At 73.4% G+C, this 19,160-nt stretch carries 20 protein-coding genes; 10 read left to right on the top strand and 10 right to left on the bottom strand.

All coding sequences use genetic code 11. The annotated features are described in order from the left end of the window. Positions 1 to 34: 34 nt before the first annotated feature. A complete protein-coding gene (locus ACF07V_RS21130; RefSeq protein WP_392156170.1) occupies positions 35 to 943 on the top strand; it encodes an alpha/beta fold hydrolase in 909 nt (302 codons plus the stop codon). Here the strand turns inward: ACF07V_RS21130 and ACF07V_RS21125 are convergent. From ACF07V_RS21125 to ACF07V_RS21115, 3 genes are all read right to left on the bottom strand, one after another. Then, positions 924 to 2,693, bottom strand: coding sequence for a hypothetical protein (locus ACF07V_RS21125; protein WP_392156169.1), 1,770 nt, complete (start codon positions 2,691 to 2,693; stop codon positions 924 to 926). The two genes, ACF07V_RS21130 and ACF07V_RS21125, sit on opposite strands and share 20 nt — an antisense overlap. Positions 2,694 to 2,901: 208 nt before the next feature. Then, a complete protein-coding gene (locus ACF07V_RS21120; protein WP_392156167.1) occupies positions 2,902 to 3,573 on the bottom strand; it encodes a TetR/AcrR family transcriptional regulator in 672 nt (223 codons plus the stop codon). Positions 3,574 to 3,625: 52 nt separating this feature from the next. Then, positions 3,626 to 4,420 carry an IclR family transcriptional regulator gene (locus ACF07V_RS21115; protein WP_392156165.1) on the bottom strand — a complete coding sequence of 265 codons (795 nt, stop codon included), beginning with the start codon at positions 4,418 to 4,420 and terminating at the stop codon, positions 3,626 to 3,628. Between the two features lie 538 nt (positions 4,421 to 4,958). Here ACF07V_RS21115 and ACF07V_RS21110 point away from each other — a divergent pair. The 6 genes from ACF07V_RS21110 to ACF07V_RS21085 are packed head-to-tail and all read left to right on the top strand — an operon-like array spanning position 4,959 to position 10,578. Continuing rightward, a complete protein-coding gene (locus ACF07V_RS21110; RefSeq protein ID WP_392156164.1) occupies positions 4,959 to 5,993 on the top strand; it encodes an ABC transporter substrate-binding protein in 1,035 nt (344 codons plus the stop codon). Between the two features lie 38 nt (positions 5,994 to 6,031). Further along, positions 6,032 to 7,042 carry an ABC transporter substrate-binding protein gene (locus tag ACF07V_RS21105; RefSeq protein WP_392156162.1) on the top strand — a complete coding sequence of 337 codons (1,011 nt, stop codon included), beginning with the start codon at positions 6,032 to 6,034 and terminating at the stop codon, positions 7,040 to 7,042. Further along, on the top strand, positions 7,039 to 7,884 hold the full coding sequence (locus ACF07V_RS21100) for an ABC transporter permease (RefSeq protein ID WP_392156160.1): 846 nt from the start codon (positions 7,039 to 7,041) through the stop codon (positions 7,882 to 7,884). Before ACF07V_RS21105 ends, ACF07V_RS21100 begins: the two co-directional genes overlap by 4 nt. Then, a complete protein-coding gene (locus ACF07V_RS21095; protein WP_392156158.1) occupies positions 7,881 to 8,630 on the top strand; it encodes an ABC transporter ATP-binding protein in 750 nt (249 codons plus the stop codon). Before ACF07V_RS21100 ends, ACF07V_RS21095 begins: the two co-directional genes overlap by 4 nt. Beyond that, entirely contained in the window at positions 8,627 to 9,490 is an 864-nt protein-coding gene (locus ACF07V_RS21090) for an ABC transporter substrate-binding protein (RefSeq protein WP_392156156.1), read from the top strand. Before ACF07V_RS21095 ends, ACF07V_RS21090 begins: the two co-directional genes overlap by 4 nt. A gap of 5 nt (positions 9,491 to 9,495) precedes the next feature. After that, positions 9,496 to 10,578, top strand: coding sequence for an LLM class flavin-dependent oxidoreductase (locus tag ACF07V_RS21085; protein WP_392156154.1), 1,083 nt, complete (start codon positions 9,496 to 9,498; stop codon positions 10,576 to 10,578). Here ACF07V_RS21085 and ACF07V_RS21080 read toward each other — a convergent pair. Further along, positions 10,568 to 11,428 carry a hypothetical protein gene (locus tag ACF07V_RS21080; protein ID WP_392156152.1) on the bottom strand — a complete coding sequence of 287 codons (861 nt, stop codon included), beginning with the start codon at positions 11,426 to 11,428 and terminating at the stop codon, positions 10,568 to 10,570. The two genes, ACF07V_RS21085 and ACF07V_RS21080, sit on opposite strands and share 11 nt — an antisense overlap. 106 nt (positions 11,429 to 11,534) lie before the next feature. On the opposite strand from ACF07V_RS21080, the gene ACF07V_RS21075 reads away from it, so the two are divergent. Then, positions 11,535 to 11,792: a WhiB family transcriptional regulator gene (locus ACF07V_RS21075; RefSeq protein WP_392156151.1), complete on the top strand. Its 258-nt coding sequence runs from the start codon at positions 11,535 to 11,537 to the stop codon at positions 11,790 to 11,792. Positions 11,793 to 11,822: 30 nt separating this feature from the next. On the opposite strand, the gene ACF07V_RS21070 is transcribed toward ACF07V_RS21075, so the two are convergent. The 3 genes from ACF07V_RS21070 to ACF07V_RS21060 form a co-directional block, all read right to left on the bottom strand. Next, positions 11,823 to 12,797, bottom strand: coding sequence for an acyl-ACP desaturase (locus ACF07V_RS21070; RefSeq protein ID WP_392156149.1), 975 nt, complete (start codon positions 12,795 to 12,797; stop codon positions 11,823 to 11,825). A gap of 225 nt (positions 12,798 to 13,022) precedes the next feature. After that, a complete protein-coding gene (locus ACF07V_RS21065) occupies positions 13,023 to 13,244 on the bottom strand; it encodes a hypothetical protein (RefSeq protein ID WP_392156147.1) in 222 nt (73 codons plus the stop codon). A 14-nt stretch (positions 13,245 to 13,258) separates the two neighbouring features. Beyond that, on the bottom strand, positions 13,259 to 14,110 hold the full coding sequence (locus ACF07V_RS21060; protein ID WP_392156145.1) for a helix-turn-helix domain-containing protein: 852 nt from the start codon (positions 14,108 to 14,110) through the stop codon (positions 13,259 to 13,261). Between the two features lie 181 nt (positions 14,111 to 14,291). On the opposite strand from ACF07V_RS21060, the gene ACF07V_RS21055 reads away from it, so the two are divergent. Next, complete coding sequence (locus tag ACF07V_RS21055) at positions 14,292 to 14,765, top strand: ATP-binding protein (RefSeq protein WP_392156144.1); 474 nt, start codon at positions 14,292 to 14,294, stop codon at positions 14,763 to 14,765. Here the strand turns inward: ACF07V_RS21055 and ACF07V_RS21050 are convergent. From ACF07V_RS21050 to ACF07V_RS21040, 3 genes are all read right to left on the bottom strand, one after another. Further along, the gene (locus tag ACF07V_RS21050; protein WP_392156143.1) at positions 14,751 to 16,454 is read right to left on the bottom strand and encodes an ABC-F family ATP-binding cassette domain-containing protein; all 1,704 of its coding nucleotides are present in this window, start codon (positions 16,452 to 16,454) and stop codon (positions 14,751 to 14,753) included. The genes ACF07V_RS21055 and ACF07V_RS21050 overlap by 15 nt on opposite strands. Before the next feature lie 244 nt (positions 16,455 to 16,698). Beyond that, entirely contained in the window at positions 16,699 to 17,115 is a 417-nt protein-coding gene (locus ACF07V_RS21045) for an SsgA family sporulation/cell division regulator (protein WP_392156141.1), read from the bottom strand. Positions 17,116 to 17,518: 403 nt separating this feature from the next. After that, positions 17,519 to 17,986 carry a (4Fe-4S)-binding protein gene (locus ACF07V_RS21040; protein WP_392156139.1) on the bottom strand — a complete coding sequence of 156 codons (468 nt, stop codon included), beginning with the start codon at positions 17,984 to 17,986 and terminating at the stop codon, positions 17,519 to 17,521. Between the two features lie 76 nt (positions 17,987 to 18,062). On the opposite strand from ACF07V_RS21040, the gene ACF07V_RS21035 reads away from it, so the two are divergent. Continuing rightward, entirely contained in the window at positions 18,063 to 19,148 is a 1,086-nt protein-coding gene (locus ACF07V_RS21035) for a WD40/YVTN/BNR-like repeat-containing protein (protein WP_392156138.1), read from the top strand. Positions 19,149 to 19,160 lie beyond the last annotated feature (12 nt).

The following is a 19,160-nucleotide window of genomic DNA, read 5'->3' as shown; positions in this document are numbered from 1 at the left end:
TTTTCTGTACCCAGGACGACCGAGGAGATCCGGCATGTACCCGATGGCTCCGCTCATCCGCACCGCCCTGAACACCACCGCCCGCGTCGCCCCCGGCCCGGCCGGCCGCTGGGCCTTCCACCTCTTCGTCCGCCCGCTCGGCAGGGCCAAGGCCAGACCGGACGAACAGGCGCTCCTCGCCTCCGCCCGCACCGGGACCCTCCGCGTCCGGGGCAAGGAGGTCGTCACGTACGCCTGGGGCGACGGCCGGCGGCCCGTCCTCCTCGTCCACGGCTGGTCCTCCCGCGCCTCGCGGCTCGGCGCCTTCGCCGAGGAGCTGCTCGCGCGCGGCTACAGTCCCGTCGCCTTCGACGGGCCCGGGCACGGGGAATCCACGGGCCGGGCCACCAACATCGTCGAATACCGGGAGATCATCCGGCAGTTGCACGCCCGGCACGGCGACTTCGAGGCCGTCGTCGCCCACTCCTTCGGCGTCCTCGCCTCGCTCTTCGCCCTCCGCGACGGCGTCCGCACGGCCCGCTTCGTGGGCCTCGGCGGCGTCGGCTCCTTCGCCATGCTCCTGGAGGGCTTCCGGGCCGGACTCGGCCTGGACGACCGGGTGGTGCGGGCCATGCGCCGGTACGTCGAGGGCCACCTCGTCCCCGGCGAGCCGGGCGTCTGGGACCGCTTCGGCGCCGACCACGCGCCGGAGGAACTCGGCGCGCCCGTCCTGCTGTTCCACGACGAGGGCGACGACATGGTGCCGCTGGCCCAGGCGCGGTTCCTCGCCCGGGCGCACGGCGGGCGGGCCCGGCTCGTCGTCACCCGCAGCCTCGGCCACCGGCGCATCCTCACGGACCCGGAGGTGGTGGCCGAGGCGGTGGAGTTCGCGACCGCCGGCTCCGGCCTCACGGCGGAGCCGGCGGTCACGTCCCGCGAGGGCGTCAGCCCAACGGCGTCGTGATCGAGGCCGAGTTGTTGCCGGACCGGGGATCGGGGGTGGTTGCGGTCGCCGAGGCCCCGTGGGTGACGGCCGCCGTCGAGCGCACCAGCACCCTGAGCGTGAGAGTCGCCGTTCCGCCCGCGGCCAGGGTGCCGAATCGGCAGGTCACGGTGTCCGTACTGCCGGTCGGCGGAGTGTCGCAGGCGCCGGTGGACGGGGTGGCCGAGACGAAGCGGACGGTGGCGGGGAGGTTGTCGGTGAGGACCACGTCCTCCGACGCGGTCGGGCCGTGGTTGCGGACACTCACCGTGTAGGTGAGGGTCCCGCCGTTCGCCACCGGTTCGGGGCTCGCGGCGACGGACGTGGCCAGGTCCGCGAGCGGCCGGTACACGGCGATGCTGTGCGTGTCGCCGGCGCCGATCGAGGTGACGCCTTCGAGGTACCGGAGGCAGGGCGAGGTCTGGCCGACGGCGCAGACCCGGAAGGGCGTGTTGCGGTCGAGCCTGGTGCCGTCGCCGAGCTGGCCGTACCCGTTGTAGCCCCACGCGCGGACGGAGCCGTCGGAGCGCAGGGCGAGGCTGTGCAGACCGCCGGCGCCTCCGGCGACGGCGGTCACACCCGTCAGGACGCCCGAGCAGCCGCCCGGCGCGCACACCTGGACCGGGACGGATCGGTTGACGGTGCTCCCGTCGCCGAGCTGGCCGCTGCTGTTGACGCCCCAGGAGACGGCGGTGCCGTCGGTGCGGACCGCCAGGCTGTGGTAGGCGCCGGCTCCGACGGACCTCACATCCGAGAGGAAGGAGCCGCAGGGTGCGGTCTGCCCCGTCGCGCAGACCTGTACGGGGAGCGAGGTCTGCGCGCCGGTGCCGTTGCCGAGGGCCGTTCCCGAGCCCCAGGTGAAGACGGAGCCGTCGCTCCGGGCCGCGACGCTGTGGAAGAGGCCGCCCGCCACGGAGACGACGCGGGACATGCCGCTGACCACTGCGGGGGAGGAGTGGGGCGTGGTGGTGCCGTCGCCGAGCTGGCCGAAGTCATTGAGTCCCCAGGCGCGCATGGATCCGTTGGTGAGCACCGCGAGAGTGTGCTGGTAGCCGCCGGCGATACGGGCGACGTTGGTCAGGTGCGAGGTGCATGGTGCGGATGTGCCCACGTCGCAGACCCGGACCGGCGACGTCACGTGGTTGACGCCGCTGCCCGCGCCGAGCTGACCCCAGCCGTTGTTGCCCCAGGACACGACAGTCCCGTCGGTGAGCACCGCGAGGCTGTGGATGGCACCGGCCGCGACGGAGACGACGCCCTTCAGGAACGACGCGCACGGCGCGGGTTCGCCGACGGCGCAGACCCGGACGGGCGTGCTGCGGTCGGTCTCGGTGCCGTCGCCGAGCTGGCCGCTGTAGTTGGCGCCCCAGGCGAGGACGGAACCGTCCTCGAGGAGGGCGATGCTGTGGCCGGTGCCGGCCGCGACCTGCACGATCCTGCCGAGCGGTGTGGTGCAGGTCGCGTTTCCGCAGACCCGCCCCGGGGCGGCGCTCGACTCGGTCGTGTTGCCGTCGCCGAGTCGGCCCAGATCGTTGAACCCCCAGGTGAGCGCGGTGCCCGGCGGTTCCGTACGGATGTCCCGGGCCCCCGCGCTGTCGGCGTGCGCGGGGGACGGGGCGGGCAGGCCGGGGCCGGGCAGCAGCAGACTGGTGGCCAGGGCCGCCACGACGGCGAGTCGTCTTCGCAGGAGTGGTCTGCGGCGGGCGCCGGGCGGGGTGTCCGGGGCGGACATACGCGCTCCTCTCAGCAGGCGGACCGGACCGCGGGCGGGAGTGCCGACGGTTCCGGCCGTCCCGCTCACCATGCGGGCGGGCCCGGGAGCACACGGACGAGCGACACCTGGCCTTCACTCGATCAGCGAGTGCGCCGTAGCCGGGCGGGCGGCCCGGGGTGCGGTGGGTGCGGGGACGTGAGAGGAAGGAGCCTTGGGGCGGCCGCCGTCAGGCGGGATCGCCGAGCGCCGCCCGGCCCCTGTCCGTCGCCGCGGCGAGGAGCCGGGCCGTGATGCCCCGTTCGGCACGGGCGTACGTGCCGGGGTCGCCGAACAGGACGGACCGCGCGTTGGCCGCCTCCATGAGGGCGATCACCTCGAAGGCCAGCTGCTCCACGTCCAGGTCCTCGGCGAAGTCCCCGACGGCACGCGCCTCCGTCAGGGCCCCCTCCATGTACGCGGTCCAGTCGCTGCGGGTCTTGGCGACGGCGTCGTGGACCGGGCCCGTACGGGCGTCGAACTCGGCCGAGACGGCGTAGAAGAAGCAGCCGCCCGCGAAGACCCGCTCCGAGGAGTACGCGAGCCAGTTCCGGCACAGCTCGCGGACCCTCCGCGCGCCCGGCGGCAGGTCCTTCAGCGGGGTGACCACGCGGTCGGCGAAGACGGCGACGGCGGCCCTGACGGTCGCGAGCTGGAGCTCCTCCTTGGAGCCGAAGAGGGCGAAGACACCACTCTTGCTCAGCTTCAGCTCGGTCGCGATGCGCCCCAGGGACAGGCCTTCGAGGCCCTCGACCGAGGCGATGTCCATCGTCCGGCCGAGGACGAGCCGCCGGGTCTGGTTGCCCCGCTCGACGCGTCCGTCGGTCCTGGTGCCGGTGCCGCTTCCGGTGCTGCCGCTCATGACCCCATCGTACTGAACGCACGACCGTGCGGATATCTCGGCGCTCCCGGGGCTATCCGGCCCGCTCTCCCGGGTCCCGACGCTCCGCCGGGGCGAGCAGCAGCACCTCCAGGGCCCGCGCGCAGGCCCGCGCCTGCGCCAGGTACCAGTCGAGCCGCGCGTCGGTGATCAGCTCGGGGGTCGCGCGGACCGCGAGCGCGAAGCGCGCGTGTCCCGTGCGCTCCAGGACCGGCACGGCCACCGTCCGCACCCCGTGGGCCGACTCGCCGTCGTTGAGCGCGTACCCAGCCTCCCGTACGCGCGCCAACTCGGCTGCCAGCGCGGGCGGTTCGACGATCGTCCGCTCGGTGAACGCGTACAGTGGCGGCAGTGAGCGCGGGCCCGCCTCGCCCGCCCGGGGCCAGGCGAGCAGCACCTTCCCGAGCGCCGTCGAGTGGAGCGGCCTCCGCAGCCCCACCTTCGGGGTCACCGAACCGCCCGCCACGATCACCGCGTGCGGACCGCTGCGCAGCGCCAAGTCGGCCGTCGCGCCGGTCCGTTCGGCCAGATCGGACAGCTCGGGCGCGGCCAGGTGCAGCCCCCGCTGGTGGTACGAGAGGCGGCCCAGCTCGGTCATCGCCGGACCGAGCCGGTAGCGCGCGGTCCGGGCGTCCTGCTCCAGGAAGCCCGCGCCGAGCAGGGTGCGGGCCAGGCGGTGCGCCGTCGAGGTGGAGAGTCCGAGACGGCGCGCGAGGTCGGAGGCGCTCAGGTCGGGCCCGTTGTCGTGGAAACAGTGCAGCACGTCCAGTGCGCGGCGGACCGCCTGGGCGCCCGCCGGGGGTCGGACGATGCCGGCCTCGGTCGTCATAGGGTTCGCTCCCCGTGGGTGATCGGGCTCCCACGCTCCCACATGGCGGGAGCCGAATCGGGCTCCGGGAGAGGTCGGAAACACTGCGTTCACAAGCAATCCCACATGGTGGGAGCCGAGTTGTGGGCGGCGGAACGGCCGTGGCAAGGTTCCGGCCAACACCACGTCGGCGGCGATCCGGAAGGAGCAGGCGATGAACGCACGACACGTACCGCTCGCCCTCACCCGGCGCCGCCACATCGACCTGGGGCGCGTCACCGGCACCGGCTGTCGCTGACACCCGGCCTTCGCCGACCCACCCCCCGCGCCGACCCACCCCTCCGCCGACCCGCGCCCGTCGCGGGCCCACGCCCTTCGGCCGACGCGTCCGGTCCCCGGCCTGTCCGACAGGCCCCGGCCGACGGTCGCGCCGCGGGTGCCGCTCACCCCGCACGCCCACGCCCTCCGTTCCTCCGGCGGTCCCGTCGGCTGCTCGCGAGCCCCTTCCCGCACGCCCGGCCGTGCCCCGCCGCCCTCTCCCGACCCTTCACACCCCGGGATGCCCTCCATGACGTACGCCCGTGTGCCCGACACGCTCTGGTTCACCCGCTGCCCCGTCCCCACCGCCACCGGCGTCGCCGCCGACCGCGGCTGGCTGGCGGGGGAGTTCGCGCCGGACGGCATCGCCGTCCGCTCGCTCCAGGACGCCGAACCCGGCGCCGACCGCGCCACCCACTTCACCCACGCCCTGCCCGGACTCTTCCGCGAGGGCGGCAACGTGCCCGCGCTGTGGGCCCGTTCGCGCGGCGAACGCACCCGGCTCGTCGGGCTCACCTGGATCGAGGAGCGCCAGGTGGTGCTCGTCGCCCCCGGCTCCCCGGTCCGCGGGGCCGCCGCCCTGCGGGGACTGCGGCTCGCCGTGCCGCGCCACTCCGTGCCCATCGACTTCTGGCGGGCGATGGCCCTGCGCGGCTTCGAGGGAGTCCTCGCCTCGGCGGGGTACGGACTCGGCGACGCCGTCCCCGTCGACGTACCGGCCGACGGCCGTCAGGGCCAGTGGGCCGCAGAGCTCGACGCCCTGCGCCGGGGCGAGGTCGACGCCGTCTACGTGAAGGGAGCGCTCGCCGTCGAGGCGGCCCGCCGCGCCGGCGCGGAGGTGGCCGTCGAGCTCGATGAACTGCCCGACCCCGCGCACCGCGTCAACAACGGCACCCCGCGCCCCCTCACCGTCCACCAGGACCTCCTGGACGAACACCCCGAGCTCGTCGCGCGCTTCCTCGCCGTACTGCTCCGCGCCGCCGACTGGGCCGCCGGCGAGCCCGACGAGGTCGCCCGCATCCTGGGCGCCGAGACCGGGGCGGGCGCCGAGGGCGTCGCGGGCGCCTACCGGCCCGGCACCCACCGCACCCTCCACCCCGACCTGTCCGGCACCCGACTCGACCTGCTCGCCCGCCAGGAGGAGGCCCTGCGCGCCCACGGCTTCCTGCCCGAGCCCGTCGACGTGCGGGCCTGGGCCGATCCGGAGCCCCTGCGCCGCGCCCGTCTCATCGTGACCGGCGCCGCGCCGGACCGGTCCCCGCAGTCCGTCTCGTGACATCCACCCCACCCCCTGATCCCCGGAGGAAGACCGCCATGCGCCCACTCACCCCGCTCGCCGCTCTGGCGGCCCTCGCCGCCCTCTCCACCGTCACCGCCTGCGGCGGCACGGACCACGACGGCGCCCCGGAGGGCAAGGGGGGCGGGAAGGGAACGGTCACCGTGCGCATCCCCGACCCCGGCAACGCAGGAGTCCTCGCCCGCGGCAAGAAGGACGGCAGCCTCGACAAGGCCCTCGCCGCCGTCGGCGCCGAGGTGGCCTGGACCGGCAGCGCCGGCCCCTTCGCCCCCGCCGCCCAGGCCCTGAACGCCGACCGGCTCGACATCGCGACCGGCTCCATCACCTCCGGCATCACCTCCCTCTCCCAGAACCCCGGCTTCGCCTTCTTCACCGCCACCGACCCCGACCCCGTCGGCGAGGGCATCCTCGTCCGCGAGGGCTCGGACATCGCCTCCGTCCAGGACCTCGTCGGCCGCAAGGTCGCCGTCAACAAGGGCGGCACCGGCGAGTACCTGCTCCTCAAGGCCCTCGCCAAGGCCGGGATCCCCGCCGACAAGGTCGAGCGCGTCTATCTGCGCCCCGACCAGACCGCCGCCGTCTTCAACGCCGGCCAGGTCGACGCCTGGGCCGTCTGGTCCACCTACGCCGTCGCCGAGATCGGCAGCGGCAAGGCCCGCTTCCTCGCCGACGGGACCGCCATCGGATCCGACAACTACAGCCTCAACGCCGTCCGTTCGGACTTCGCCGAGGAACACCCCGAGATCGTCAAGGCGCTCTACGCCTACCTCCACGAGCACAGCGCCGAGGAGAGGAAGAACCCCGCCGCCTACCTCAACGTCTTCACCGACGCCGGCCCCACCGCCGTCAACGGCAAGGCCAAGGACGTCCAGATCGCCTTCACCGCCAAGGGCGGCACCGTCGACCCCATCGGCCCGGAGGACATCGAGCGCTTCAAGACCGTCGCCCGGTTCTATGCCGACCAGAAGGTCACCCCGAACCAGGTCGACATCGCCGCCCACCTCCTCGACGTCGAGAAGCTGTCATGACGGCCCCCACCGAGGAACGGGAGCGGACGGAGGGGCTCGTCGCGCCGCGTCCACCCGTGCGCCGCTCCCGCCCCCGCACGTACGCCGTCACCGTCCGCGCCCTCGGCCCGCTCGCCCTGCTCGCCCTGTGGTGGGCCTCCTCCGCGAGTGGCCTGCTCACCCCCGACGTCCTCGCCTCGCCCGCGCAAGTCGTCGAAGCGGTAGGGGAGTTGTGGGGCAACGGGCAGCTGCCCGACGCGCTCGCGACCTCCCTCACCCGCTCCGGCCTCGGCCTGGTCATCGGCCTCGCCGCCGGACTCACCCTCGGCATCACCACCGGCTTCACCCGGCTCGGCGACGAACTCCTCGACTCCTCCCTCCAGACCCTGCGCACCATCCCCTTCCTCTCCCTCGTCCCCCTCTTCATGGTCTGGTTCGGGATCAACGAGACCGCGAAGATCCTGCTCATCGCCGTCGCCACCACCTTCCCCATGTACGTCTCCACCACCGGCGGCGTCCGCAACACCGACCGCAAACTCGTCGAGGCCATGCGCAGCTTCGGTCTCGGCCGGCTCGCGATCGTCCGCCAGGTCGTGCTGCCCGGCGCCCTGCCCTCGCTCCTCGCCGGACTGCGGCTGTCCATGACGCTCAGCGTCATCGCGCTGATCGCCGCCGAGGAGATCAACGCCACCGAAGGCATCGGCTATCTGATGTCCCAGGCCCAGAGCTACGCCCGCACCGACATCCTCGCCGTCTGCATCCTCGTCTACGGACTCCTCGGCCTCACCGCCGACGTGTTCGTCCGCGGCCTGGAGCGGATCCTCATGCCCTGGCGCACCGCCGGACCGGGAGGGACGACATGACCGCCGTACGGGTCAGGGGGCTGCGCCGGGTCTTCGGCGACCGCGCCGTCATCGACGCCCTCGACCTCACCATCGGGCGCGGCGAGTTCGTCGCCCTGCTCGGTGCCAGCGGCAGCGGCAAGACCACCCTGCTGCGCATCCTCGGCGCCCTCGACGGAGCCGACGGGGGAGAGGCCCTCGTCCCCGCCGCCCGCACCGTCGTCTTCCAGGAGCCCCGGCTCATCCCCTCGAAGAAGGTCCTCGCCAACGTCACCGTCGGACTGCCGCGCGGCGCGGAGACCCGGGCGACCGGCCTGCGGGCGCTCGCCGAGGTCGGCCTCGAGCGGCACGCCGACGCCTGGCCGGCCACCCTCTCCGGCGGCGAGGCCCAGCGCGTCGCCCTGGCCAGGGCCCTGGTCCGCGAACCCGAACTCCTGCTGCTCGACGAGCCGTTCGCCGCGCTCGACGCGCTGACCCGGCTCCGCATGCAGGACCTGGTCGGCGAACTGCGCCGGATCCACCGGCCGGCCGTCCTGCTCGTCACCCACGACGTCGACGAGGCCGTGCGCCTCGCCGACCGGGTCGCCGTGCTGCGGGACGGCCGGCTCGTCACCGACGAACCCGTCGCCGTCGCCCGTCCCCGCGACCCCGGCGACCCGGCCTTCGTGGCCCTGCGCCGCCGCCTCCTCGCCGAGCTCGGCGTCCACACGCCCGAAGAAGCGATCGAAGAAACGCACGTCTCCCCTCTCGAAGGAGCCCCCGCATGACCGTCGTCATCGGTGTCCACCGCAGCAACCCCTCCCTCTACCACCTCTCCCGCCTCGGCTACGCGGAGGAGGAGCTCGCCGCCCTCGGCGAGACCGTGACCTGGCACCCGTACACCGACGGCGTCCGCACCGGCGCCCACCTCGCCGACGGCACCATCGACTTCGGCGGCACCGGCTCCACCCCGCCGGTCACCGCGCAGGCCGCGGGCCACGACATCGTCTACACGGCCGTCTCCGCGCCCCGGCCCGACCACGGTGCCCTCCTCGTCCCCGAGGACAGCCCGGTCCGCACCGTCGCCGACCTCGCGGGCGGCACCGTCCACCTCGCCGTCGGCTCCTGGCAGACGCACCTCGTCGCCAAGGCCCTGGACGACGCCGGACTCTCGTACGCCACCGACATCACCCCCGTACGCGGCGGCGCCGGCAGCGAGGCGAAGCTCCGCACCGGCGAGATCACCGCCTGGGTCGCGCAGGGAGCCGAACTCGCCGCCGCCCGCCGCACCGGCGGCCTGCGCACCCTGATCCGTACCGGCGAGGTCATCAGCGACCGGTCCGTCTTCTTCACCCGCCGCGACCTGGCCGAGCAGCGGCCCGAGCTCGTCGAGGCACTCACGCGCGCGCTGCGTCGGGCCGACGCGTGGGCCGCGGCGCACCCGCGCGAGGCCGCCGAGATCGCCGCCGCCGACCAGGGCGGCACGGTCGAGGACTGGGAGACCGCCCTGCGTGCCCTGCCCTGGACCATCGAGGAGGTCGGCGAGGAGTTCATCGCCGAGCAGCAGCAGGCGGCGGACATCTTCCACCGCACCGGATTCGTCGACCGCGCGGTCACCGTCGCCGACGCGCTGCCCCGGAAGGCCTGATCGCCGTGACCACGCAGGCACCCGAAGTCCTCTGGTACGTCATCCCGCGCGAAGGCGCCTACCCGTGGGAGCCGGAGGGCCGCCGCCCCGTCGACCTCGGCTATCTCACCCAGCTCGCCGGTACGGTCGAACGCCTCGGTTTCACCGGCGCGCTGCTCGCCACCGACCTGTACGACGTGTGGCCGCTCGGCTCCGCGCTCGCGGCCTCCACCAGCACACGTTTCAAGCCGCTGCTCGCCGTCCACCCGGGCCTCGTCTCACCGACGCTCCTGGCCAAGATGGCGCTGAGCTTCGACAACCTCTTCGGCGGCAGGCTCCGGTTCAACGTCGTCAACGGATCGACGAACTCCCTGCGGGAGTACGGCCTGCACGTCGAGCACGACGAGCGGTACGAACTGAGCGCCGAGTACTGGTCGATCGTCAAGCGGCTCACGGCCGGCGAGGTCTTCGACCACAAGGGGAGGTTCTACGACCTCAAGGGCGCCGGGGCCTCCTTCCGCGACCTGTGCCCCGTCCAGGCGCCGCACGTCCCGCTCTGGTTCGGCGGTTCCTCGGCGCCCGGCATCGAGATGGCCGCCGAGCACGTCGACGTCTACCTCACCTGGGGCGAACCCCCGCACCTGCTCAAGGAGAAGCTCGACCACGTCCGGGCCAGGGCCGCCGCCCACGGGCGCACGCTGCGGATCGGGCTGCGGCTCCACCTGATCGTCCGGGACACCGAGGACGAGGCCTGGGCCGCGGCCGACCGGCTCCTGGACGTCACCAGCGAGGCGACGTACGCCCGGCAGCTCGGGGACCGCGCCGGTGAGGACGGCGTGGGCTGGCAGCGCCAGTTCCGCCAGCACGGCGGCAAGGTCCCGGCCCGGGCCCGCGAGCTGGAGACCCACCCGAACCTGTGGCCCGGCATGAGCCTGTTCCGGCCCGGCCCCGGCACGGCCGTCGTGGGCTCCACGGCCCAGGTCGTGGCGCGGCTCAAGGAGTACCAGGAGCTGGGAGTGGACACGTTCATCCTGTCCGGGAACCCGCTCCTGGAGGAGGCGTACCGGGTGGCCGAAACGGTCCTCCCGGCGCTGGGCGTCACCCGCTGAGGTCGAACACGCCCCAGTCCGTGAACGGCTCCGTCTGCACGTAGACCCTGCTCCCCCGACCGACGACCCGGCGACGGCCGAGGGGAGCGCCGTCCGGCGCGGTGAGCAGACCGGTCCCGCCCACTTCGACGGAGGTCTCGGTGAGCCCCCCGTACACGATCCGGTCCTGCTCCTCGCCGTAGCCGCCGACGAAGGCGACCCACCCCTCGTGGACGGCCACCGCCTTGGCGCCCCGCACGGTGTTGGAGCGCACCTTCATGGGCCGGCCGGGCGCGATCTCCAGTAGGGGGAAGTCGGTGTACGGGCAGGCCCAGGCGGTGGAGCCGGACACGTTGAGGGCGTAGCAGTCCATGATCCAGCCGGCACCGGGGGCGTCGTCGGACGCCCAGCGGAGCTCTCCCGCGGCGCTCCAGCGGCGGATCCCGTCCGGGTTCTCGTCGAAGTGCCCGACCCAGAGGTCGCCGGTGGCGTCGACGAGGAGGTGCTCGACGGCGTCGCCGACGGTGAACGACCGGGTCTCGCGGCCGAGCCTGTCGAAGACCTGCACCTGGTGCCGTTCGTCGGCTCGGCGGGCACGGGCCGAGGCGACGACGAAGCCGCCGTCCGGCAGACGGTCCAGATGCGGCCACCGCGTGCGTACGGCGCTCAGCGCGGTGACCTCGGCGTCACCGCCGTCGTGGACGGAGACCACGAGCGCGTCGAAGGGGCGCAGGTCACGGCCGGGCCTCGGAGCCCGGTCCGCGAGCAGCCAGTGGGCGGTGCCGAAGGCGTCGACGGTGCTGGTCAGCACGTGACGGCCGTGGTGGGCGCGGGGCAGGCGGGCGTACGGGGCGAGGGCCGTCTTCTGCATGGCGGCGATCCTCGTCGAGGGCCGGACCACGCCGCAAACACTTTCGGCGCGCCGCATTGATCGAACGTTGATGGCCCGTTTACGACCCCTCGGCAGTCTGTACGCCATGCAGACCTACACGAGCGTACTGACCGCACCGGAGCCCGACATGACCTGGCGCGAGAACGCCCTGTGCGCCCAGGCCGGACCGGAGTTCTTCTTCCCGGCGCCCGGCTCGTCGACGCGCGAGGCGAAGCAGCTGTGCGGGGCGTGCGAGGGGCGCCTGGCGTGCCTGGAGTACGCCCTGACCCACGACGAGCGGTTCGGGGTGTGGGGCGGGCTCTCCGAGAAGGAGCGCGGGCGGCTCAAGCGGCGGGGCCGCTGAGCCGCCGGGCCGCCCCGCGGGGTCGGTGGCTCAGCCGGCGGCGCGGGCGGCCATCCGGGCCTTGCGGGCCGCGAGCTTCTCGTCGAACTTGCTCGCCTCGCTGTCCAGGCCGTTCATGTAGAGCCCCAGCTCCTCCTGGGCGCGCAGGCCGTCCGGGCCGAGGCCCTCGATCTGGAGGACCTTGAGGAAGCGCAGGACGGGCTGGAGGACGTCGTCGTGGTGGATGCGCATGTTGTAGATCTCGCCGATCGCCATCTGCGCGGCGGCCCGCTCGAAGCCCGGCATGCCGTGTCCGGGCATCCGGAAGTTGACCACGACGTCCCGCACGGCCTGCATGGTCAGGTCGGGGGCGAGCTCGAAGGCCGCGCCGAGCAGGTTGCGGTAGAAGACCATGTGCAGGTTCTCGTCGGTGGCGATGCGCGCGAGCATGCGGTCGCAGACCGGGTCGCCGGACTGGTGGCCGGTGTTGCGGTGCGAGATGCGGGTCGCGAGCTCCTGGAAGGCCACGTACGCGACGGAGTGCAGCATCGAGTGCCGGTTGTCGGACTCGAAGCCCTCGCTCATGTGCGCCATCCGGAACTGCTCCAGCTTGTCCGGGTCGACGGCGCGCGAGGCGAGCAGGTAGTCGCGCATCACGATGCCGTGGCGGCCCTCCTCGGCGGTCCAGCGGTGCACCCAGGTGCCCCAGGCGCCGTCGCGGCCGAAGAGGCTGGCGATCTCGTGGTGGTAGCTCGGGAGGTTGTCCTCGGTGAGCAGGTTGACGACGAGGGCGATCTTGCCGATGTCGGTGACCTTGGACTGCGACGGCTCCCAGGCCTCGCCGTCCTCGAAGAAGCCGGGGAAGTTGCGGCCGTCGGACCACGGCACGTACTCGTGCGGCATCCAGTCCTTGGTGACCTTGAGGTGCCGGTTGAGCTCCTTCTCCACGACCTCTTCCAGTGCGTAGAGCAGCCGTGCGTCGGTCCACTCAGCCGAGCTGCCGAGGTGGGGAGAGGTGAGCGTCACGGGAACTCCTGGGGACGGAGAAGGGCATACGGGCATACCTACGGATTCGTAGGTTACGAGACCGTAGGTTAAGCCTCCGTAAGGCGACGGCCAAGCCCGTCCCGGCGATGTCCGGTTACGTTCCGTTATGTGTGCTGCTCCGGCGGGGTGCCGGAGACGCAGGTCACGTCCCGGCGGGCAGGTGCCGACCGCACGGTCGACTACGCAGCGCAGACGGCCGGCGGCTCAGAGCAGATGGTCGGCGGCTCCGGCCTTCACCGCCGAGATGAGCGCCCGCAGCGCCTCGACGGAGTCGCTGACGTACTGGTCGGGCGAGAGCGTCGAGCCGATGTAGGCCCGGCCGGAGCCGTCGAGACCGAAGCGGAAGCAGTTGGCGCCCTCGCTGCAGAAGGCCTCGTTCCAGTCGATCGCGGCGGCGGGGGTGGTGGGGGCGTGCGTGGCGTTCATGGTGTGGGGGTCCTTCACAGATCCTGGGATATGGCGCGGACGAACGCGCGCGATTCGGTCGCGGGCAGCGCGAGCCCGCGCAGTCGGTCCAGCAGGCCGCGGTACCGGCGCAGTTGCATGTCGGTGTCCAGCAGGAGCGAGCCGTGCGAGGAGTCGAGCTGCACGGTGTCGAGCTGCGGCACCGGCGCGCCTACGTAGGTGAACGACTGGCCCGCCCCCGGGAAACCCCCCGCGGCGAAGGGGATCACGCGTACGGAGACGGTGTCCCGCTCGGTGTGGTCGAGGATGTGTTCCAGCTGGGTCCGGGCGACCTTCGGTCCGCCGAACTGCATGCGCAGCGCCGCCTCGTGGATCACGGCCTCGTACCGCACCGGCCGGTCCCGGTCCAGGACCTCCTGGCGGCGCAGCCGCAGGGCGAGCCGGGCTTCCAGGTCCGGTTCCGGCAGTGGGGGGACGGCGGTGTCGAAGACCGCCCGCGCGTGCTCCTCGGTCTGCAGGAGGCCGGGGATGTGGGTGGTGACGGAGGTCTCCAACTCCGAGGCGTGGAACTCCAGTTCGGCGATGTCGAGGAGCGCGGGCGGCAGCAGCCCGCGGTGCTCCTCCCACCAGCCCCGGTCCCGCTCGCCGGCCATGCCGGCGAGGAGGTCCACGAGTCCGGTGTCCGGGCAGCCGTAGTTGAAGGCGAGGGTGCGGACCCGCTCGGCGCTGATCCCGAAGCGGCCCGACTCGATGTTCGGGATTCGGGTGCGGTCGACGCCCAGGAGGGCCGCGGCCTGCTGGGCCGACATCCCCGACTGTTCGCGCAGTTTGCGCAGTTCGCTCCCGAGGCGCTGCTGTCGCGCGGTCGGGCTGCTCCTGGGTGGCACGCTCTGACTCCCTTTCGTTCCGTGACGCCGCGGCGCGGGCGAGCCGCCGGTTTCGGCCGGATTGCCACGAGTACCCGCAAGTAGTAGCACCGTGCTCCGGTCGTAGGCTACGGTCGGTAGCGCAAGTCTCACACGGGGCTACGGATTCCGTGTGCAGGTACCCCCCCATGCACCAGGAAATGTGAGCAAACCGATGAAGGGCGCCCTGCGTTGCCTCCCGGCCGCCGCCACGGCCGGGCCCATACCTCCCGCCACGGAGAACCTCAGCTACTCGATGCTGCTCCCCGGCGGCGCCTACTGCGCGGGACTCGCGCGGCAGGCGGTCCGCACGCTCCTCACCCGGCACGGCCTGTCCGAGCTCTGCGAGACCGCCGCCCTCGCCGCCTCCGAACTCGTCTCCGCCGCCTACCGGTTCACCCCCGACCGGGAGATGATCCTGCGCGTCCGGTGGCAGTTCGAGGCCCTTCGGATCGTCGTCTACGACCAGCACCCGGCCCATGGCACGCCGCACGCGGCCGAGGAATGCCGCGACCGCCGCAGCCGCAGCATGTGGCTGCTGGCCGCGGCGGTCGACGCGCACGGCGGGGACTGGGGACTCGCCCCCGTCCTCACGCCCGGCGGAGGCACCAAGTCCTGGGCCTTACTCCACCGCTAGCACCTGCTCCACCCCTGCCCCGGCGTTCCCGCCGGCGTCGGGCCTCCGGCGAGGGCTCGGGGCCGTCCCCCTGACCTCCTCCGCGGTCGTCGGCCGCAGCTCACCGTCGAGCAGCAGCCAGCGGGTGATCCCCAGCGACTCCAGGAACGCCACGTCGTGGCTCGCCACGATCAGCGCCCCCTCGTAGGCGTCGAGGGCCGCCGTCAGCTTCCGGACCGACGCCATGTCCAGATTGTTCGTCGGCTCGTCCAGCATCAGCAGCTGCGGAGCCGGCTCCGCGAGGAGCAGTGCGGCCAGCGTCGCCCGGAACCGCTCCCCGCCCGACAGCGTGCCGACGGGCTGATCCGCCCGCGCCCCCCGGAACAGGAACCGGGCGAGCCGGGCCCTGATCGTGTTCGGCGTCGCAGCGGGCGCGAAGCGGGCCACGTTCTCCACCACGCTCAGCCCGTCGTCGAGCACGTCGAGCCGCTGCGGCAGGAAGCGCAGCGGCACCCGCGCGTCCGTCTCGCCCGACAGCGGCTCCAGCTCGCCGGCGATCGTCCGGAGCAGCGTCGTCTTCCCGGCGCCGTTCCGGCCGACCAGGGCGATCCGCTCCGGGCCGCGCAGCTCGAACGCGCCGCCGACCCTCGCCCCGTACCGCAGCTCCAGGTCCCGCAGGTGCAGGACCTCGCGGCCCGGCGGCACCGAGGTGCGGGGCAGTTCGACCCTGATCTCGTCGTCGTCCCGTACCGCCTCCACGGCCGCGTCGAGCCGCTCCTTCGCCTCCGAGAGGCGCTCCGCGTGCAGGGTGCGCTGCTTGCCGGCCGTGACCTGCGCCTCCCTCTTGTTGCTGTTGGCCACGAGCTTCGACGCGACCTTGTTCTCGAAGCTCTTCTGCCCGTACCGCCTTCGCCGGGCCAACTTCGCCTGGGTCTCGGACAGTTCGCGCTTCTGGCGCTGTACGTCGGCCTCGGCGACCCGCACCATCCGCTCCGCCGCCTCCTGTTCCGCGGCGAGCGCGGTCTCGTAGGCGGACCAGTTGCCGCCGTACCAGGCGACCTCGCCGTCGCGGAGATCGGCGATCTGGTCGACCCGCTCCAGGAGTTCACGGTCGTGGCTGACCACGACCAGGACCCCGGACCACTTCTCCACCGCCTCGTACAGCCGGGCGCGGGCGTGCAGATCCAGATTGTTGGTGGGTTCGTCGAGCAGGAGTACGTCAGGTCGGGCGAGCAGCAGCGCGGCGAGGCGCAGCAGCACGGACTCGCCGCCCGAGATCTCGCCCACCGTCCGGTCGAGACCGACGTGGTCGAGACCGAGCTGGTCGAGGACGGCCCGGGCCCGCTCCTCCACGTCCCAGTCGTCGCCGACCGCGGTGAAGTGCTCCTCCGCGGGGTCGCCCGACTCGATGGCGTGCAGGGCGGCCCGCGTGGCGGCGATGCCGAGGATCTCGTCCACCCGCCGGGAGGTGTCCAGGACCAGGTTCTGCGGGAGGTAACCGAGCTCGCCGGTGACCCGGACCCTGCCGTCCTGCGGGGCCAGTTCGCCCGCGAACAGCTTCAGGAGCGTGGACTTGCCGGAGCCGTTCAGCCCGACGAGGCCGGTGCGGCCGGGGCCGACGGAGAGCCGGAAGTCGTCGAAGACCTCCGTGCCGTCGGGCCAGGAGAAGGAGAGCGAGGAACAGGTGAGGAAGGTGGGGTGATGTGCCATGGAGGCCTCCCGGTCGCGTAAGCAGGAAAAAGGGGCAACGCGAGAGACACCGGGGCGCGGGCAGTGTGGAGAACGGCTCGTACGCCGAGGTCGAGAACGGCACACGCGGCACAGGGGGCACGCGCGGCTCGGTGTCTCGCAACCTCAGACGAGCAACGTCCTTCTCCGATCGGGTGACGACAAGGTCAGGATCGACCGTACGCCCGGGACCGGAGGAGCGGCAAACGATTTGACGCGGATCCGCTCACGGGCGGTCGCGGAGCAGCTCCGCCAGGTCCTGGTCCCAGTCCAGGTACTGGTGCTCGCGCCCGGCCGGGACGAGGTGCTGCGAGCGCTCCAGGAAGCGGCGCAGCTCGGCGGTCCGCACGTGGACCATCGCCACCCCCTCCGGGGCGTGGAACTCGACCACGGTGCGGTCGTAGCCGTACGGACGCAGACGCACGTCCCCGACGCCGGCCGGGCGCTCGACCCCCTGGACGAGGAGCTCGCGCGCGAAGGCCCAGGAGACCTCGACGCCCTCCAGGGTCGCCGGCGGCGGGAAGGCCATGCTCACGGCGTACGGATCCTCACGGTCGTACCGGAGGGTGGCGGGGACGGTCTCCATCCGGGGAGCGGATGCGACCAGACGGGCTTGCACGGCCTGCTCGATGACGGCGGACAAGACCGGCTCCTCTCACGCGGGCTTCGGATCCTGTGCGTCTCCCCGACACCAGGGCACCTGACACCCCTCTAGACGAGCGGGAGGAGCGGAACGTGCACTGGGGTGCCACGTGACCTGTGTCACCGGGGTCCTGGGGATGCCCCACGCGAAGGCCGGGGTGGGCTGGTGCCGTCGGGCGTGCTTGCGCGTAGGGCTGGGGTGGGTGGGGCGTGTGCGGCTGGGGTGGGGTTGATGCGTGCACGTGGTTGGGCCAGGTGTCGGCGCTTCTCCGTGGTGGGGCGCCGGTTGTCGGCGCTTCTCCGTGGTGGGGCCGTTTCTCGGCGTTGCTTCATGGCTGGGCCGGGTGTCGGCGCTTCTCCGTGGCAGGACCGGGTGTCGGCGTTCCTTTGGGCGGAGCTGGTCGTCAGCGTTGTTCGGGGACGTCGTCGTCGTCCGGTTCCGCGCAGGGGCCCGAGTGGTCGCAGTACGGCTGGTTTCCCGAGGCTCCGCAGCCGCAGAGCATCACCCGGGTCTCGTGGCGGTCCCCGTGGGCGCCGGTCACGACCAGGTCGCCGCGGACCACCAGCTGCCCGGAGGGGGTGCGGTGCACCGTGGTGGGGGAGTCCGGGGGCTCGGGCACGGCGTCCTCGGGGCGGTGGTGGTACTGGAGCGCCCCGGAGGGGCAGCGCCGGACGATCTCCGCGACCCGGTCCGCCTCGGCGGCGTCGGGCAGCACCCACGGGCGCCGGGACAGGTCGAAGACCTCCGGCAGGCCGTGGACGCACTCGGCCGCGTGCAGACAGCGGCGCGGCTCGAACGTGACGGTGATCCCCTCGCCCTCGTACTCCTTGAGGCGGGGCCGCTCCTCCGTCGTACCTTCACCTTCCGTCATGCGACCCAGCCTAGGAACGCCCGGCCCGGGACGCACCCTGGACGGGGAGCGGCCCGGGGCACTAGCTTCCGGCGCCATGACGTCCATGGGGAAGACGAGACGAATGATGTCGGTGGGGCTGATCGGGGCGGCGCTCGCGCTGACCCTGGCCGCCCCGGCGCGGGCCGGGGAGACCCCCACGGCAGCGGCCGGCTGGCAGCTGACACCGACCGGCACCGACGCCCGTTTCCGGGGGCTCGCGCCGGTCGACCGCAGGACCGCCTGGGCCGCCGGTTCGAAGGGCACGGTGCTGCGCACCACCGACGGCGGCCGGAGCTGGCGCAACGTGTCGCCGGCCGGCGCGGGCGACCTGGAGTTCCGCGACGTCGAGGCCTTCGACGCCCGCCGGGCCGTCGTCCTCGCCATCGGGGAGGGCGAGGCCTCCCGGGTGCTGCGCACCGAGGACGGCGGCGCCACCTGGACCGAGTCCTTCCGCAACACCGACGCGCGGGCCTTCTACGACTGCATGACCTTCTTCGACCACCGGCACGGGCTCGCCATGAGCGACCCGGTCGACGGGAAGTACCGCATCCTCTCCACCGGCGACGGCGGCCGCTCCTGGCAGGTCCTGCCGAGCGCCGGGATGCCCGACGCGCTCCCCGGCGAGGCCGGCTTCGCCGCGAGCGGCCAGTGCCTCGTGTCGGCCGGCCCCCGCGACGTGTGGCTCGCGACCGGCGGCGGGGCCACCGCGCGCGTGCTCCACTCCGCGGACCGCGGACTGACCTGGACCGCCACGGAGACGCCGATCCCGGCCGGCGACCCGGCCCGCGGCGTCTTCGGGCTCGCCTTCCGCGACCGCACGCACGGCATCGCCGTCGGCGGCGACTACCGCAAGGACCAGCCGTCTCCGCAGGCCGGCGCGGTCTCCACCGACGGCGGCCGGAGCTGGCTCCCGGCCGGCACGCCGCCGCCCGCCTACCGCTCGGGCGTCGCCTGGCTCCCGCACAGCAGGGGCGCCGCGCTCGCCGTCGGCCCGACCGGCACCGACCTCACGACCGACGGCGGCCGCACCTGGCGCACGGTCGACACCGGCTCGTACGACACGGTCGACTGCACCGCGGACGGCTCCTGCTGGGCCTCGGGGGAGAAGGGCCGCATCGCCCGCCTGGCCGCGAAGCCCTGATCGGCAAGACCC

The sequence above is a fragment of the Streptomyces sp. NPDC015661 genome, from assembly GCF_043077765.1.
GTDB lineage: Bacteria > Actinomycetota > Actinomycetes > Streptomycetales > Streptomycetaceae > Streptomyces.
This window is presented reverse-complemented; position numbering and strand designations above follow the sequence as displayed.

Excerpts from the sequence above, each read along its gene's own strand:
- ACF07V_RS21130 (WP_392156170.1), top strand. The coding sequence starts at position 35 with ATGTACCCGATGGCTCCGCTCATCCGCACCGCCCTGAACACCACCGCC.
- ACF07V_RS21125 (WP_392156169.1), bottom strand. The coding sequence starts at position 2,693 with ATGTCCGCCCCGGACACCCCGCCCGGCGCCCGCCGCAGACCACTCCTG.
- ACF07V_RS21120 (WP_392156167.1), bottom strand. The coding sequence starts at position 3,573 with ATGAGCGGCAGCACCGGAAGCGGCACCGGCACCAGGACCGACGGACGC.
- ACF07V_RS21115 (WP_392156165.1), bottom strand. The coding sequence starts at position 4,420 with ATGACGACCGAGGCCGGCATCGTCCGACCCCCGGCGGGCGCCCAGGCG.
- ACF07V_RS21110 (WP_392156164.1), top strand. The coding sequence starts at position 4,959 with ATGCCCTCCATGACGTACGCCCGTGTGCCCGACACGCTCTGGTTCACC.
- ACF07V_RS21105 (WP_392156162.1), top strand. The coding sequence starts at position 6,032 with ATGCGCCCACTCACCCCGCTCGCCGCTCTGGCGGCCCTCGCCGCCCTC.
- ACF07V_RS21100 (WP_392156160.1), top strand. The coding sequence starts at position 7,039 with ATGACGGCCCCCACCGAGGAACGGGAGCGGACGGAGGGGCTCGTCGCG.
- ACF07V_RS21095 (WP_392156158.1), top strand. The coding sequence starts at position 7,881 with ATGACCGCCGTACGGGTCAGGGGGCTGCGCCGGGTCTTCGGCGACCGC.
- ACF07V_RS21090 (WP_392156156.1), top strand. The coding sequence starts at position 8,627 with ATGACCGTCGTCATCGGTGTCCACCGCAGCAACCCCTCCCTCTACCAC.
- ACF07V_RS21080 (WP_392156152.1), bottom strand. The coding sequence starts at position 11,428 with ATGCAGAAGACGGCCCTCGCCCCGTACGCCCGCCTGCCCCGCGCCCAC.
- ACF07V_RS21075 (WP_392156151.1), top strand. The coding sequence starts at position 11,535 with ATGCAGACCTACACGAGCGTACTGACCGCACCGGAGCCCGACATGACC.
- ACF07V_RS21065 (WP_392156147.1), bottom strand. The coding sequence starts at position 13,244 with ATGAACGCCACGCACGCCCCCACCACCCCCGCCGCCGCGATCGACTGG.
- ACF07V_RS21050 (WP_392156143.1), bottom strand. The coding sequence starts at position 16,454 with ATGGCACATCACCCCACCTTCCTCACCTGTTCCTCGCTCTCCTTCTCC.
- ACF07V_RS21040 (WP_392156139.1), bottom strand. The coding sequence starts at position 17,986 with ATGACGGAAGGTGAAGGTACGACGGAGGAGCGGCCCCGCCTCAAGGAG.
- ACF07V_RS21035 (WP_392156138.1), top strand. The coding sequence starts at position 18,063 with ATGACGTCCATGGGGAAGACGAGACGAATGATGTCGGTGGGGCTGATC.